Consider the following 16,984-nt stretch of genomic DNA (forward strand, 5'->3'; position numbering starts at 1 on the left):
AATACGAACGAATATATTCTGGGGCTATTTTCATTCGTAATATAAGCAGATCTAATGCTTTGCACTGCATCATTGAAGGGACTAGCTAGCGACTACCTTAACTATTTTCGACCTAATCAAGAGTATCTTGCAAATATTCTTTTATATAATAATCAAGCTCATCTTGTGTTCGAATATCAAACCTAAATCTTCGTTTTCCATCTCTTGTTGAAACAGCTAAAAAGTATGATGATAGATATTTATATACAAGAACTATATTAAGGTTTTCTCGTATCATTTCATCAATATCGTTATTTTTTGAAGTGAGAACAGTTGAAAGTTCAGTTTCTCGTAATGTCAATTTTTCACGAAGTAATGACAACATCATGTCTCGACCATTAACTGCAGCTTTATAGTTTTCACTGTTAAACTCCTTGTCAACTTTTCGTTCAAAAATCAAGGTGAAATCGTTCATATCCTTTCGATACAAGATATGCTCGAAACAAATTAGACTCACTGAGCAAGAAAAAATTTTGTTAAGGTTCTCACGATAGGTCCTGACACTATTTTCCATATCAGAAGCTAGAGTCTGCGATGAAAAAAGCATACAAATAGAGAATATATAAACTCTCTTCATAGTATTAGTACTTGCCATCAAACTTGTGTTTCTCATACGAGCGTCTCGCTATACGGTTGCTTTATGTAAACTGTGTCGTTAACTTACCTCTAGAAAAATAACCAAAAACTCAGACCATCATTGGAAAAAGACAAGACTTGACCCCATTTCCTATTCATAGTTACAGTATTGGTCATTCTGCTCTTTTGTTAAACGTCCCAAAATTAACTTGATATTTTCACAGTCATTAATTAATAAATCTACAGGCTTTGCTGCCTTTTGGTCGATCTTTTCAATTTTTTCAGATAGTACAGTTGTTTGATCACCTTTCACCCATTCACTACCAATATATGCCTCACCTTTATAATTCACAGTTAAACCCAAAATAGCATTTTCAACCGAATATAATGATTCATCGATTAACTTCCTCATTATTGGTTCTATATTATAGAATTTCGCAGCCTTCGGGTTAATCAACCCCAATAAAGGGCCCATACTTTTACTAATATATTGTTCAATTGTCATCCCTTTTAGGTTTATATCTTTGACTTCAGCAATAAAATTAAATATGTATATATTATATTCTGGGTATACCTCAGCATTAGAGAAGCACACGGTTTTAGTTGTATCATTACAACTAAAAACCTCTTTTAGCTTATCTTGATTGACATCAATAGACTCTGCGTATGCCAATGGGCAGAAAACAGCCATTACAATTATTAATAATTTTACCATTATGTAATTCTACCTGTATATTATTGACAATAAGGATATCGAATGGCTTAACATCCCGTACATTTACTATCTGAGCGAAAAAATCATATGCTCTTGCAGTAAGTACATACACCTTATGGATACTTTGTTAAATATTGCTCTAATTTTTTAAACACAGGAATGCCAACTATTGCAATAAAAAGATAGAGCCAAATCCCCTCACTACTTGTATACCCATTTTCATAAAGAATGAAAAAACCAATGCTACGCCATCATTTACCTTTCCAAAATTATCAACAGCTATTGTTGCCATAGCTATCGCTCAAATGGATCACCGCTATTCAAGGTAAATTGCATTAACGTCGCTAAATTATCAGCGTCTTGCAAAAGATCTACGAGTAATAAAACTTGAAGTAATATTAACACTCTTCATAACTAATGACATTGGTGTTTTGAGAGGTAACACGCATTATTCATTGTGTTATCAAGATGATGGCACCTTTCTCGTTCTCAGGATCTAGGTCGCCTTCCTGAATTACCTTAAAAAGCCATCTTCTTTTCCAATTACAAAGGACTACGTTTTGGTATGTCTAGTAAGCTGTTACACCTATTCAACTTTCTGCTATTAAATTCACAGCAAGGCAGTCTGGAATGAAATACACATTCGTGCGCTGAAATCATTACAACTTGGCATAAGGTAGATGTGCTAACGAATTGGTGCTGTGATAACAACCCAAACCGGAAACGGCGACGGTATCTAGCCTCACAATATCGATATAACCGTCTTACTGAATCGCCACCTCTGGCACCGTTACATCGATAACCATCCCAATAACCATCACCGTATTATTGACGACCAATGTTTGGTTGTACTTCAACCAACAAAACGATCACTGCAATGAAATATTCACCACAACATAGGCCTTACCCTACAAGCTTGTTAAATACACCCTACTCTTGTGCAAACTTGAGCAGAATTCACGCACTCAACAATATTGCAATCCTATAACTCACCCACAAAAGGCAAACGTTTGCTTTTTTACTGGCGACCGCTGTGAATTCTGGTATTATTCTCATCAGAATTCGGCTAAAGGGCTTATATCTCAGTCATTAGCCGCGAAGTGCTTTTATCATTATATTGATTATTGAAATAGGAATTTCACCATGAGCCTTGCTGATCAAGTTCTTGCTGTAAATGATGACCTACCAATCCGTACCGACAAACCTGTGCACAGTGGCAAAGTACGCTCTGTTTACTGGTTAACAGAAGCGGATAGTCGTCGCCTGATCGAAGAAAAAGGGTATAACGTTGCACCGGATGCACCGCTTGCCATCATGGTAATCAGTGACCGTATTTCAGCTTTTGATTGCATTTGGCATGGTGAAGGCGGAATGAAGGGCGTACCAGGTAAAGGTGCTGCATTAAACGCTATCTCAAATCATTGGTTTAAGCTTTTCCGCGAAAATGATTTAGCAGAAAGCCATATTCTAGATATTCCGCACCCATTCATCTGGATTGTACAAAAAGCTAAACCAGTAATGATTGAAGCAATTTGCCGTCAATACATTACTGGTTCAATGTGGCGTTCATACAGCAAAGGCGAACGTGATTTCTGTGGTATTGAAGTACCAGAAGGTCTAAATAAAGATCAGAAATTACCAGAGCTATTAATTACACCGTCAACGAAAGGTATTCTGGAAGGTATTCCGGGTGTTCCAGCAGTTGATGACGTAAATATTACGCGTGCAAATATTGAAGGAAACTTCAAAGCGTTCAATTTCCGTAATACGGATGATATAAATCATTACGAGAAACTGCTAAAAGAAGGCTTCGATGTTATTAGCTCTGAGCTAGAAAAACTTGATCAAATCTTCGTTGATACCAAATTTGAATTTGGCTACGTGACAGATGCGAGCGGTAAAGAAAAGCTTATTTACATGGATGAAGTCGGTACGCCAGATTCGTCTCGTATTTGGGATGCCGCAGCTTACCGTGATGGTAAAGTTGTAGAAAATTCGAAAGAAGATTTCCGCCAATTACTGCTTAACCACTTCCCTGATCCAGATATTCTTTTGAATAAAGATCGTATGGAAGAGCGTTCAGCTTTAGCGCGCGATAATGCATTGCCTGAAGAAGTTTTGATGCAAGTATCTAAAATTTACACTGACATTGCAGAAAAAATCACAGGTGAAAAAATCGTTCTGAGCAAAAATCCTAAAGCAGAAATTACAGCGATTCTACGTGACCAATATGGCTTAGTTGATTAATCGACGTAGCTAAACTTAGTTACAATTACATCAGAGGGTAGCATTGCGCTACCCTTTTTTGTTCAGCATTCATTCAGGTAGACATGCTATTAATAATGAAGACTTATAAAAAAGTTCAGGCGTCACCAGAACAGCTATTCATTACTTTTCTAAATAGCTCTTAATATCTGTACTTCCGTAGATTGTTACCGTATTTCTAAGATAGAAATGACTATCTTGTTAATCACTGTGTTTCATATTTTATTTAAGCTCCACAATAACCTTTTATTTATTGTGGGTAGCAACATCTCGATACATTCCAGCTACAAATCAAACAAACTGAATACATTCACCCTCAAAAAATCACCCTTCATATATTTTCACATTTGCTCTTAGTTTTTCTTATTTTTATACAAAACAGCACATTAGATCGCATCGTATTAATAACTCTGTACAGCATCAAAAAACTTATTAAATATAAGGTTAACCCCTAAGTATTAATTGAACTATAGGGAGTGACTACTTTATGATCTGCGTATAAATAGTTTGTTACATTTTGAAATGCATTCTATTTAAATAAAAACATAAAAAATAGCAGGTGGTGTTTATGAGTAGTGTAACTAATAACGGTGATGGGGAAACCCGCTCTCGCGAGTGGAAAGCCTTCCTTTTTATCACTGTCTTTTTATTTCCAATTCTTAGTGTGATGTTTGTAGGTGGGTACGGTTTTATTATTTGGATGCTGCAAGTGTTCCTTTTAGGTCCTCCTGGCCATGGCGGCTAAGCAACTTACCAATAAATATAACTGAATTTGTTTAGAAAGAGCACATTATGAAATCATTCTTATTAAAAGCTTGGAAGACGTTTGCTCGTCCAAGTGTACATATCAGCCTAGGTGTCCTAACCCTAGGTGGATTTTTAGCTGGCATTATCTTCTGGGGTGGGTTTAACACGGCACTAGAAGCAACTAACACTGAAGAATTCTGTGTTGGCTGTCATGCTGATAACATCGCACCAGAATACGCTGGCACTATTCACGATAAAAACCGTTCAGGTGTTCGTGCTACTTGTCCTGATTGTCACGTTCCTCACGATTGGACATCAAAGATTTCTCGTAAGATTCAAGCAAGTAAAGAAGTGTTCGCTCACTTTGCTGGCTTTATCGATACACCAGAAAAATTTGAAGAACGTCGAATAACACTTGCCCAGCATGAATGGGATCGCTTTAGCGCTAATAAATCCTTGGAATGCCGTAATTGTCACGATTACGATGGTATGGACTTTACTAAAATGTCCCCTACTGCTCGCATTCAAATGAAGCAAGCGAAAGAACGTGACCAAAGCTGTATTGATTGCCATAAAGGTATTGCACACCACCTTCCTGAAAATATGGATTCAAGTGGCGGCATGATCTCTGAACTAGAGCAATTGGCATCAAACACTAAATATGAAAAAGATGAAAACTACACCAGCGTTCGTCATTTACCTATTTATGAAGATAAAGCATTAACTGTTGAAGCTGGCCTTCTAAACCCTGCGTCTTCAGTAAAAGTTGTTGCGGAATCTGGCGATGTTATGCAAGTTGAAATTGCTGGCTGGCGTAAAGACAAAGGTTACGGTCGCGTAATTCAAGAAGACTTTGGTATGAACATCGCTGTTGCTTCTTTACTAAAAGAGAGTGCACAAAACGATGCAATTGTTGATAAATTCGAAATTAAAGAAGACGACTTAACTGGTCTACCATGGCAGCGTGTAAACGTGAAAGTGTGGATGCAGAAAGATGCAATGCTTGCTGATGTTCAACCTATTTGGGATAAAGCGAAGCAATCTTACCAAACTAACTGTTCTGTTTGTCACACTCAACCAGCTGAAGATCACTTCGATGCCAACACATGGCCAGGTATGTTTAACGGTATGATGGCATTTGTAAACTTCGACACAGACAGTAAAGCGCTGGTATTGAAGTACCTACAAAAACACTCTTCAGATTTTTCTGATAACAAACACTAAGCGATTGATGGAGTAATTTGAATATGTCTGTTAGCAGAAGAAGTTTTCTTAAAGGCTTAGCGACAACAAGTGCAGTATCTGTAATTGGTCCTAGCCTACTAGCATCATCAAAAGCGATGGCAGCTGAAACAACAGGAACATGGAAAACATCCGGTTCTCACTGGGGTGCATTCCGTGCCCACGTTTATGCAGGTAAAGTACAAGAAATTAAACCACTAGAAATGGATAAATACCCTACTGACATGCTGAACGGCATCAAGGGAATTATCTACAGCCCATCACGTGTTCGTTACCCAATGGTGCGTCTAGATTGGTTGAAGAAACACAAATACAGTGGCGAAACTCGTGGTAACAACCGCTTTATCCGTATGACGTGGGATGATGCGCTTGATTTGTTCTACCGCGAACTAGAGCGCGTTCAAAAAGACTACGGTCCATGGGCATTACACGCAGGTCAAACTGGCTGGCGTCAAACAGGTCAGTTCCACAGCTGTACTAGCCACATGCAACGTGCTGTCGGCATGCACGGTAACTTCATCACAAAAGTAGGCGACTACTCGACAGGTGCAGGCCAAACTATTCTGCCTTACGTATTAGGTTCGACAGAAGTTTACGCGCAAGGTACATCTTGGTCTGAAATTCTTGATCACAGTAAGAACATCGTACTGTGGGCAACAGATCCAGTGAAAAACCTGCAAGTTGGCTGGAACTGTGAAACACATGAATCGTTCGCATACCTTGAACAACTGAAAGAGAAAGTTGCAAAAGGCGAGATCAACGTACTGTCTGTTGACCCAGTGAAAAACAAGACACAACGTTTCTTGGGCAACGACCACATGTATATCAACCCGCAAACTGACGTAGCATTCATGCTGGCAGTTGCGCATACCTTGTACACTGAAGATCTTTACGACAAAGAATTCATCAAGATGTACTGCTTAGGTTTCGACGAATTTGTGCCTTACTTCATGGGTAAGAGCAAAGACAACATCGAAAAAACACCTGAGTGGGCAGCGGAAATTTGTGGTTTACCTGCTGATGAAATCCGTGACTTTGCACGTATGTTGGTTTCTGAGCGTACTCAGATTCTATTTGGTTGGTGTATTCAACGCCAAGAGCACGGTGAACAGCCTTACTGGATGGGTGCTGTAATCGCAGCCATGGTAGGTCAAATTGGTTTACCTGGTGGCGGTGTTTCTTACGGTCACCATTACAGTTCAATTGGTGTTCCATCAACAGGTTTCGCGGCACCAGGTGGCTTCCCTCGTAATGTTGACGAAGGTCAGAAGCCTAAATGGGATAACAACGACTTTAACGGTTACAGCCGTACTATTCCTGTAGCTCGTTGGGTTGATTGTTTGCTTGAACCAGGTAAAGAAATCAAATACAACGGTTCTAAAGTTACCTTGCCTGATTACAAAATGATGATAATCAGTGGTAATAACCCGTGGCATCACCACCAAGACCGTAACCGTATGAAGCAAGCTTTCCAGAAGCTTCAAACGGTTGTGACCGTCGATTTCGCTTGGACGGCAACCTGTCGTTTCTCTGACATAGTGCTGCCAGCTTGTACACAATTTGAACGTAACGATATTGATGTTTACGGTTCATACAGTGGTCGTGGTTTGGTTGCGATGCATAAGTTAGTTGACCCGTTATACCAATCGAAAACTGACTTCGACATCTTTACTGAATTGTCTCGTCGTTTTGGTCGTCATAAAGAATATACCCGTGGCATGGATGAGATGGAGTGGGTTCGCTCATTGTACTCTGACTGTCGTGACGCAAACAAAGCCAAGTTCGATATGCCTGAGTTTGACGAATTCTGGTCAAAAGGTGTACTTGATTTTGGTGAAGGTAAACCATGGGTTCGCCATGCTGATTTCCGTGAAGATCCTGAAATCAATGCACTAGGCACGCCATCAGGTTTCATTGAAATTTCAAGCCGTAAGATCGACCGTTTCGGTTACGAACACTGCCAAGGCCACCCTATGTGGTTCGAGAAGAGTGAACGTTCTCACGGTGGCCCTGGTTCGAAGAAACACCCATTCTGGATGCAGTCTTGTCACCCTGATAAGCGTCTGCACTCTCAAATGTGTGAATCTGAAGAAATGCGTGCAACTTACGCGGTGAAAGGCCGTGAGCCTGTATACATCAACCCGAAAGATGCTGCAGAAAAAGGCATCAAAGACGGTGATATCGTACGTGTATTCAATGACCGTGGTCAGCTACTTGCTGGTGCTGTTCTTAGCGATAGCTACTCTCGTGGTGTTATCCGTATCGAAGAAGGTGCATGGTACGGTCCGCTAAACGAAAAAGTAGGTGCTATTGATACCTATGGCGATCCAAATACCCTGACTCAGGATATTCCGTCATCAGAACTTGCTCAGGCAACAAGTGCAAACACCTGCTTGGTTAACTTTGAGAAGTTTAAAGGTGAAGTGCCACCTGTTACTTCATTCGGTGGTCCGATCGAAGTAAGCTAATTAGTATTACTGCGTTGAGCTATATCACTGCATATAGCTAATCAGTCAATAAGGGGTATTCATGGCATTACTTATTCAAGTAAAACATGGGTGCCCTTTTCTTTTTCATACCGGTAACGATTCTCTACCCCCTTTAATTTCATTCTTACCAATCTATAGCCCTTCATTCATTGGCGACCACATTCATCTTGATACATATCGTCATTTGGCGCTTATCATTAAAAAGATCAATTACCCCACAGACCAAGTCTGAAGCGGCATCACACTCCTTGGCACTAAATACAAATTACATATTCTTTTTTCACATATCCCTTACATTTAACCTGCAGAAAATGGGCACATTGCCGATAAAAAGAACATAAAAATAGAAACACACTGTATTTGACATCTGTAAAAGGAATAACCCGATGAAATTCAATCACAAAATTGTGGCGACCTCTTCCGCCATTCTCTTAGTTGCGCTGTCTGCGCTCTCTGCTAATCAATATTTTAATATAAAATCGCAGATCCACTCACTGGTTACTAAAAGTGTGGAAGAGATTGTATCGGGTATAGGGAGTACCGTTAACGCCGAATTAAACAGTCGTAAAGCGCTAGCCACCTATGCCACCAGCATGGCAGAAAAAAATCTAACGCTTGCTGAAATTGAAACTGTGATCAGTCAACCTATCGTAAAGAGTACTTTCTTACTTGCAGGGTTTGGTTTTGAATCAGATGGTAGTTTTGTGGGTAATGATCCAAGTTGGAATCCAGGTGCATCATGGGACCCCCGCTCTCGCCCTTGGTACAAAGACACCAAACAGGCAAATAGCATTGTAATAACTGCACCGTATGCCGATTCAGTCAGTAATGAAATATTAGTATCAATCGCGACACCGGTGATGCAAAACAATCAGTTTAAAGGGGCAATATTCTTTGATGTCAGCTTATCTGGTTTAGCTGAGTTAGCGAACAAGGTTTCTTTGCTTGATGCAGGGTACATCTTCCTCGTTTCGGCTGATGGCACCATCATTTCACATCCAAATGCCAAATTAAATGGCAAACCAATGTCGAGTTTCTTGGGTAACACGTCAATATCTGATCAACCACAGAGCTTTGTAGCTGATGGCAAAGATCTAGAGGTATCATTCGACAAAATTGATGGTCAAGATTGGTACGTAGGTGTTGTACTCGATGAAAGCATCGCCTTCGCTGCCGTTGATGAGCTGAAAAACGATTCTATCATCTATTCGTTGGTCGCATTGTTCGCTGGCATCATCGCCTTATTATTGGTATTTAAAGTTTTAATGCGCCCACTGCGCGAATTGAACGAAGCAATTCAAGACGTCGCATCCGGTCAGGGAGACTTAACCCGTCGTCTCGATACCAACACTGACGAAGAGTTCGCAGAATTAGCAAAAGGCTTTAATGCCTTCACTGAAAAACTACAGCACTTAATTATCGAAAGTAAGTCGCTAGGTGAAGATATTATGGCAGGTACCGAGCAAACGGCAGAAGGTGCAAAGCAATCAGCTAGCGCAATGTCGACCCAGCTGCAAGAATTAGAGCAACTTGCGACAGCAATGAACGAGATGGCATCAACCTCATCTGATGTAGCGGGCAACGCCCAAGGTGCAGCCGCTTCAGCCCAAGAAGCCGATAACGCTGTTATTGAAGGAGCAAGTATTGTCTCTCATACCTCTTCAGCTATTAACGAGCTTTCAGAACAAATTGATCAGGCCGTAAACGTAGTTCGCGAACTGGAACATGCGACAGGCAATATTGAAACCATCTTAAAAGTCATTAATGAAATCGCAGACCAAACCAACTTGCTTGCGTTAAATGCAGCAATTGAAGCCGCGCGTGCTGGTGATTCAGGCCGAGGTTTTGCCGTGGTCGCCGATGAAGTGCGCACACTGGCACAACGTACTCAGCAATCAACGACAGAAATTCGCCAGATGATCGAGCAGTTACAATCTGGATCAAGCTCTGCCGTGACTGTTATGAGTCAAAGTAAAGAAACAGCAACCAATACGGTTATCAAAGCCCAAGAAGCAGATGGTGCGCTAGAGCGTATACGTGTTGCCATTCAGCAAATCAGCGATATGAATATGCAAATTGCCTCTGCAGCAGAAGAGCAAAGCTTAGTGGCAGAAGAAATCAACAGCAATACCATTAAGATAAAAGACTTATCTGAACAGGTTGCAAGCGCGGCGAATGGAGCCAACGACGCGATGGCAATTCAAATTAATACCGTACGTGCCCAAGATGACATCATGAACAAGTTTGTGGTGTAAGTTAGCTTAAAGTAAAAGACCGAACTGCATATACAGTTCGGTCTTTTTTATCTTTTCAATGGACAGTGTTATATACCGTATTGAACCCCTACTCGCACCACCTAGGCGTTCAAAGTATGCTTTAACCGTTTCATACCGTCATCAATACTTACCAGTGGTGTATAGCCCAAATCACGCTTAGCAGCACTAATATCAAAGTAATGACAGGTTGATAGCTGACGTGCAACAAAGCGAGTCATTATCGGTTCTTCTTTCTTATTCAATACGCCATATAGCCATTCTAATAATGCACCTACCTGATATGCTAACCCCGCGGGTACACGCTTTGTCACCTTGGGTAAATCAACACACGATAAGATTTTATTGAGCATAGATGCCATAGTTATGGGTTCATCATTACTCAAAAAGTAAGCCTTTCCTGCACAAGTACTGCTTGGCTCGGTTAAACGTAATGCCGCTAAAATATGGGCATAGGCTGCATTATCGACATAAATGGTATCAACCAATTTATCTTCATGCCCCACAAGCTTTAAACGCCCTACTCTTGCACGTTCAATCACTCTAGGCACAAGGTGTGGATCGTTCGGGCCCCAAATAAGGTGGGGACGCAATGCGACCGTTTTTACTGATTTTCCATTGGCTGCCAGTACCATTTGTTCGGCAATGGCTTTAGATTCTGCATAGAAATTAAGGTAGCTATTGGCATACGGTGCCGATTCATCAATGCCTGTTTCATCACTACCTGCAAAGGTAACACTTGGCGTGCTGGTATAAACCAACTTATCGATACTCAGTTCTTGGCATGCCTCTATAATATTACGCGCACCATCTACATTTGGGCGGTAGTAATCGCTTTTAGAACCCCACACCCCTGCCTTTGATGCGACATGAAACACAAGATCACAACCTTGCATCGCTTGTAATAAATCAGACTTAGTACTGATATCACCTTTCACCATGGTGACACCCATTTGCTCTAAATCAGGGTAACTGCCACGGGCAAAACCCGTGACTTGAATACCCGCAATACGTAGGTATCGACAAATTGCTTTACCGAGAAAACCACCCGCCCCCGTAACAAATACATGTTTTACATTTGATGATAGCGAGAGCAGTGCCGTTTCTTCAGCAGGCAGCAGTTCACAGCAGGGTAACAGTTCACGGTTAAGCGGGCTTTTTAAGTGGGATGAAATACTCATGATGCTTTCCCTTCTTTTTGCGCCCATACAGCCAGTTTTTCTCTGAAGATCTTGGCGTTATGGCGTATATCAACCGGGAAATCGGGATGAATAAGAAAATCGACAATACCTACAGTTTGCTGATGATTAGCGCCAATCGTTTTAAGCTCGGCAAAAAACGTATTGCGGGCAGTATCATCCGTCAAGGTTGTGCCTTTATTAAGCTCAACACACAGCAGTGGCACAGTTTCACCATTACGCTCAATGCCTACCAATGCGGTACGCTTGACTGAAGAATGAGTATTAAATATACGTTCACAAGGAATAGAGAAATACGGCAGCTTGTCTGACGCAACAGCCGCGCGATTGGCTTCAACACGATGAGCTTTACGACCACACATCCACAGTTGCCCGTTTTTGTCTAAGTAGCCCAAATCCCCCATGCGGTGACGTACAGTATCAGCCCCATCGGTAATTTTAGCCTGAACGGTTGCATGATCACGGTGATAATACGCACAGCTCACCATAGGGCCTTTTACAACGATTTCACCAATTTGGTTTACAGGCAAACGTAACGTTTCGTCCCATATAGTAATTGGATCATCGGTGATTGCAATGATCGCAATATCGACACCATCAACCGCTTGGCCAACACAAATACCGCCACCATTATCAGTGATATCCGTGGTTTGCATTAATCGGTCACTACCAATCATAGTAAGAGGTAATGATTCTGTCGCACCATAAGAATTCAGAACTTCGACCCCATCCTTTAGCATTTTACTAAAGCGAGAAATAGACGAAATAGTGGCAGGTGCGCCAGCGGAAATAACACGTTTGATACTGGGTAATGTATGAGGTTTATGACGCTGTGTACCCGCTTGTCCCAAACGCTCTATCAACGCAGGGTTCACAAACATATTGGTACATTGGTATTGTTCAATCGCAGCAAACAAACTGTCGGGATTAGCTGTTATTGGTTTACTGGCATCCATATCAGGCACAATCGATGTCATACCTAAAGCTGGACCAAAAAGAGAGAATAACGGGAATGTAGCAAGATCACGCTCTCCGTGGGCGATACCATAATCATTTTTCAATACACTGATTTGTGCTTCAAACATTGCATGGGTATACACAACACCTTTCGGCGTACCTGTACTGCCACTTGTAAATAGAATGGCAGCCATTTCATCATTTTTGAGCTTGGCAATATCGTAATCAACCGCTTGATGCATTTTACTACGCGGCTTAATAACAGTATTTCGCTTAAGCAATGCTTTTAGTGTTGTGCCACCAAAAATATTGGCAAACACATCATTTCCACCAACGGTGAGTAAACGTCTAACACTCGGTTTACCCCAACCAAATAAACAACGGGCAATATGTGCTTTAGGAATACCAATAAACGCATCGGGCTTAGCTTCATCAAAGCATTGCTTTAGGTTTTTAACCCCCATTCCGGGATCCACCAAAATAGGAACAATACCCGCTTTGAATAACGCAAATGTAAGGGCAAAAAAATCAAGACTAGGCGTTACCATCAGTACCGCTTTCATGCCTCGTTTAATACCGTGATCATTCAGCGCTTGCGCAATCGCATTACTGTCAGTATTTAACTGTTCGAACGTTAACTCTTCGTAGCGTAGTTTGCCGAATAATGATTTTATTTGAACAGCAACAGCGAGTGAATCAGGCGTTTCTTTTGCTGCACGTGTTAAGTGGCGGCAAATATTGGCTTTATTAGCTTTATTAGCTTTATTAGCTTTATTAGCTTTCAAAGATGCTAACGTCGACGCCTCATCTGAATCGAAAGAGGCATCAGTCTCATGCCCTTTATCCATCACAAATCTGCCTCGCTTGGCTTGTTATCAGTTTCTAATGGCGTCTTCATAAAATCTGAAATAAGCGGTACAACCTCATCGCAGGCATCTTCTAATATGTAGTGTCCGCAATCTTCAAACTCATGCACTGTCGCATGTGGCATTTTTTCACGCCATACAGCTAAGAAGTGCTTATCAAATACAAAATCTTTCAAGCCAAAACAAATAAGCGTTGGAACGTGCGAGAACTTCGGCAAACTTGCAGCGATCTCAGAGACAAACTCGTAGTTTCGGTCCCCTTTTCTTAATGGAATATCTTGCACAAAACGTAACGTAGAAATACGATTTGCCCAAGAATTGAAAGGAGAAACATACGCTTTACGCACTTCAGGGCTCATTGGCTTACGCTTAACGCCAATATAAGAAGCAATGGACGAAAATGCATTAAAACCACGTACTAAGCCTGTGCCTAATAACGTATTACGGCAAATCCATAATGCCCACGGAAAAGGTTTAGTATCAGGTAAATGGAAAGCACCTGTATTGAGTATCACTAAACGTTTAATGCGGTCAGGATAACGAGCCGCATAACCCATGCCGATCATTCCCCCCCAGTCATGTACGACAAGGGTAATATTTTCACGTATTTCAAGGTGTTCAAGTAACGCTTCGAGATCATCGATACGGTTCTTTAACGTATAGTCATAACCCGTGTCATCGGGTTTATCCGATAAACCACAACCGATATGGTCAGGTACGATACATTGGTGGTTCTGGCTTAATTCCGTCACCAAATTACGGTAATAGAAAGACCAGCTCGGGTTACCATGAACCATAACGACAGGTTCACCCTGCCCTTCATTTACGTAATGGAGTTTGTGCCCATTGCGGCTAAGAAAATTACGTTTAAAGGGAAACAACGTGTCTAACATGACCAATCCTTGACTATTCTCAGCATGGAATTACCCATCCTGTTTTTGTAACTATTTCGGTATTTGCACTAAGCATTTATCAGTAACCATCTCTGCTGTTTCATTTTCATGCACTTTTAATATGAATTAAAAATGAAACAACGATAAGGTTTGATTACCACTTTAGCCCTAACATCATACAGTTAAGTCCACTACCTATACCTAGAAAACTCACATTATCGCCTGATTTTAAGAAACCATGGTCGTGAGCCATTGCAGCGGTAGCAGGTAAAGAAACACTGCCCATATTGCCCATTAGCTTATAGGTAGGAAATTCTTTATTTACTGGAATATTGAGGGCATTAAGGACTTGTCGACGATTCGAAGCGCCAACTTGGTGACAAATAACTTTATCTACATTTTCAACAACCCAGTCACGCTGTGCTAAGAAATGTGACCATGTATCACGCGCCAGTTGCACACCTTCTTTCAGAAGGGTTACGCCATCTGTTCGCATAAATTCACGGTACAGCTGAGGTCCTACTTCTTGTAAACCCCACTGACACAGATCATGATGCTCTGGTGCTGATAAGTGGCTAGCACCTAAGAGCTGATGCTGGCGCTCATTGTGAAGAGGAAGGCTACCATCTGTTAATATCACAGCAACAGCACCTGAACCACCCGTCAAGGTCGCTAAAGATTGTGCAAAATTCTGCATTGTCGGTTCGGCAAGCATGTGGTCAATAGTAATATCAACAATATGACGGGCAGATTCACATGAAACCACTAATCCAGCTTTGATTTGCCCTAGTTCGATACGATTTGCGATATCAAGAATGCCCGAAAGTACGCCTAAACACGCATTGCTGATGTCATAGATAGCCGTATTTTTTGATACACCTAATTCAGCTGCAATACGGCAAGCTGTTGCGGGTTCATGCTGATCTCGGCATACACCGGTGTACACAACAGCACCTAAATCTCCAACATTGATACCCGTTTCATCGATCGCTTTACGGGCTGCTAATAATGCGCCATCAGATAAAACGTGACCTTTCGGCCACCATCGACGCTCTTCTATTCCAGTAAGTGCTGCCAGTTGGCCCATAGGAATGCGGAATTTTTGATATAAAGGGGCTAAACGGGATTCTAACTCAGAACTCGAAACCACTTGTGGTGCTAGCTCGTAAGCTAGACTATTGATAAACACGCTAGAATATTTCATTAAGCTATATAACTTGCTCACTATCTCGGCGAAAAGTGCCGATCATCGTTATTATGGGTTTATACCAAAACAACCTCAATTCATCATAAGAACTTGGCTGGAGACCCAGTAAAAAGCAAATAAATGGCATTCAACCACCGATTTTAATCTCACAGATCCCTACGACTTGAGGTAACTTGGGTATAGTAACGCGCCATTTGAGCAAGAAAACTCGCATGATTCAATAAAAACTGTCATATAACGAGATGTGGCTAGCTTGTACGACCAGTTTTAAATCATTTGAATTTACAGACTGTAACCATCAAGGTAGGCACGTTCATATTGAGTTACACCACTTGGGTTATTCCGCCTAACAATGGGCACCAATTAGCATAATGATATTATTATGCTTGTACATTCAGACCTTCATGAGAGTTGTTGCAGCAATGAGTAAAATTTATCACCACCCAGTGCAAATCTATTACGAAGATACTGATCATTCTGGTGTGGTTTATCACCCAAATTTTTTAAAGTATTTTGAACGTGCACGCGAACACGTTATTGATAGTGATAAACTCGCCACATTGTGGAACGATCACGGATTAGGCTTTGCCGTATACAAAGCGAATATGATTTTTCAAGATGGTGTGGAATTTGCTGAAATCTGCGATATTCGCACATCGTTCACATTAGATGGCAAGTACAAAACACTGTGGCGTCAAGAAGTCTGGCGACCAGGTGCAAGTCGTGCTGCCGTTATTGGTGATATTGAAATGGTATGTTTAGATAAAGAAAAACGCTTACAACCTGTACCTGCTGATATTCTCGCTTCGATGATGGCTGATTAAATACGTATCGCCCCCTGCACTGTCTGTCATTTTCATGTTTACCTACATGCGAATGACAGTACCATCTTATCACTGGCTTTTAGAGCGTTTTCCCTCTCGAAATTAAAGTTATCAAATTATATAGTCACCGCTGTTATTAGCGATAAATTTCCTACCCCAGTTGTTCGCCTTACTTAACCCGTACAAAAAATGCACAATCCATTTCGTCAACTTTACGATAACAAGTCACTTTAATTAACTCGTTATGGCTCAGCCTTCTCCTGCTTTTTTCTAACAACTCACTTAATTCAGAAGCTTCAACAACACCAATTTTGGTCATATCACCGATACGTTAATGCTGAAGACAGAGCTCTAGCTAAATAGTCCTTGAAGATGACAAAAAAATATCCTTTCGAGTAATCAGGTATATCTTTTATATCCGCTCATATCCTACCAACAAGTTACCTGTTTATGGCGTAAAAATAGTGTAATCATCTACTACATTGCCTAAGAACTTTTTTTTGCAACTAAGCTCACAAACCCGTTGGTATCAGCTGTTACATCACACTTATTTACAAAAGTGCGGTATAGGTCATGTTTTCAATTACATTTGAGTATTTACACTAATTTTATGGAATTATAGGTATACAATCAATAACTTAATAACCTAAACATTACAAATGCTCGGGAATTGTTTTTTAAAACTGGTCTGA

Annotated in this window: 12 protein-coding genes; 6 read left to right on the forward strand and 6 right to left on the reverse strand. The window is 41.0% G+C overall.

Going from position 1 to position 16,984, the window contains the following annotated elements; all coding sequences use genetic code 11:
* Positions 1-112: 112 nt before the first annotated feature.
* Together C9J48_RS00860 and C9J48_RS00865 are read right to left on the reverse strand one after the other, a co-directional pair.
* Positions 113-454: a hypothetical protein gene (locus tag C9J48_RS00860; protein WP_107281017.1), complete on the reverse strand. Its 342-nt coding sequence runs from the start codon at positions 452-454 to the stop codon at positions 113-115.
* A gap of 312 nt (positions 455-766) precedes the next feature.
* On the reverse strand, positions 767-1,330 hold the full coding sequence (locus C9J48_RS00865) for a hypothetical protein (RefSeq protein WP_006231592.1): 564 nt from the start codon (positions 1,328-1,330) through the stop codon (positions 767-769).
* 1,143 nt (positions 1,331-2,473) lie between these two features.
* On the opposite strand from C9J48_RS00865, the gene purC reads away from it, so the two are divergent.
* From purC to C9J48_RS00895, 5 genes are all read left to right on the forward strand, one after another.
* Positions 2,474-3,577, forward strand: a complete 1,104-nt coding sequence (gene purC / locus C9J48_RS00870) for a phosphoribosylaminoimidazolesuccinocarboxamide synthase (protein ID WP_006231591.1) — start codon at positions 2,474-2,476, stop codon at positions 3,575-3,577.
* A 586-nt stretch (positions 3,578-4,163) separates the two neighbouring features.
* Entirely contained in the window at positions 4,164-4,340 is a 177-nt protein-coding gene (gene torE, locus C9J48_RS00875; protein ID WP_006231590.1) for a trimethylamine N-oxide reductase system protein TorE, read from the forward strand.
* A gap of 47 nt (positions 4,341-4,387) precedes the next feature.
* A complete protein-coding gene (torC, locus tag C9J48_RS00880; RefSeq protein WP_006231589.1) occupies positions 4,388-5,566 on the forward strand; it encodes a pentaheme c-type cytochrome TorC in 1,179 nt (392 codons plus the stop codon).
* Positions 5,567-5,589: 23 nt separating this feature from the next.
* Positions 5,590-8,052, forward strand: coding sequence for a trimethylamine-N-oxide reductase TorA (gene torA / locus C9J48_RS00885; protein ID WP_006231588.1), 2,463 nt, complete (start codon positions 5,590-5,592; stop codon positions 8,050-8,052).
* Positions 8,053-8,459: 407 nt separating this feature from the next.
* On the forward strand, positions 8,460-10,328 hold the full coding sequence (locus C9J48_RS00895) for a methyl-accepting chemotaxis protein (protein WP_006231586.1): 1,869 nt from the start codon (positions 8,460-8,462) through the stop codon (positions 10,326-10,328).
* Positions 10,329-10,429: 101 nt separating this feature from the next.
* Here the strand turns inward: C9J48_RS00895 and oleD are convergent, their stop codons facing one another.
* The 4 genes from oleD to C9J48_RS00915 form a co-directional block, all read right to left on the reverse strand.
* Positions 10,430-11,527, reverse strand: a complete 1,098-nt coding sequence (oleD, locus tag C9J48_RS00900) for a 2-alkyl-3-oxoalkanoate reductase (protein WP_006231585.1) — start codon at positions 11,525-11,527, stop codon at positions 10,430-10,432.
* Positions 11,524-13,350 (reverse strand): olefin beta-lactone synthetase, encoded by a 1,827-nt coding sequence (gene oleC / locus C9J48_RS00905; protein ID WP_006231584.1) that lies wholly within the window; start codon positions 13,348-13,350, stop codon positions 11,524-11,526. Before oleC ends, oleD begins: the two co-directional genes overlap by 4 nt.
* Complete coding sequence (locus C9J48_RS00910; RefSeq protein ID WP_006231583.1) at positions 13,350-14,261, reverse strand: alpha/beta fold hydrolase; 912 nt, start codon at positions 14,259-14,261, stop codon at positions 13,350-13,352. The genes oleC and C9J48_RS00910 overlap by 1 nt, the downstream gene beginning before the upstream one ends.
* Positions 14,262-14,415: 154 nt before the next feature.
* A complete protein-coding gene (locus C9J48_RS00915) occupies positions 14,416-15,465 on the reverse strand; it encodes a 3-oxoacyl-ACP synthase III (RefSeq protein WP_006231582.1) in 1,050 nt (349 codons plus the stop codon).
* A gap of 425 nt (positions 15,466-15,890) precedes the next feature.
* On the opposite strand from C9J48_RS00915, the gene C9J48_RS00920 reads away from it, so the two are divergent.
* The gene (locus tag C9J48_RS00920) at positions 15,891-16,292 is read left to right on the forward strand and encodes a thioesterase family protein (RefSeq protein WP_036803613.1); all 402 of its coding nucleotides are present in this window, start codon (positions 15,891-15,893) and stop codon (positions 16,290-16,292) included.
* Positions 16,293-16,984: the final 692 nt, after the last annotated feature.

Origin of the sequence: Photobacterium profundum (genome assembly GCF_003026285.1) — a bacterium.
Classification (GTDB): domain Bacteria; phylum Pseudomonadota; class Gammaproteobacteria; order Enterobacterales; family Vibrionaceae; genus Photobacterium; species Photobacterium profundum.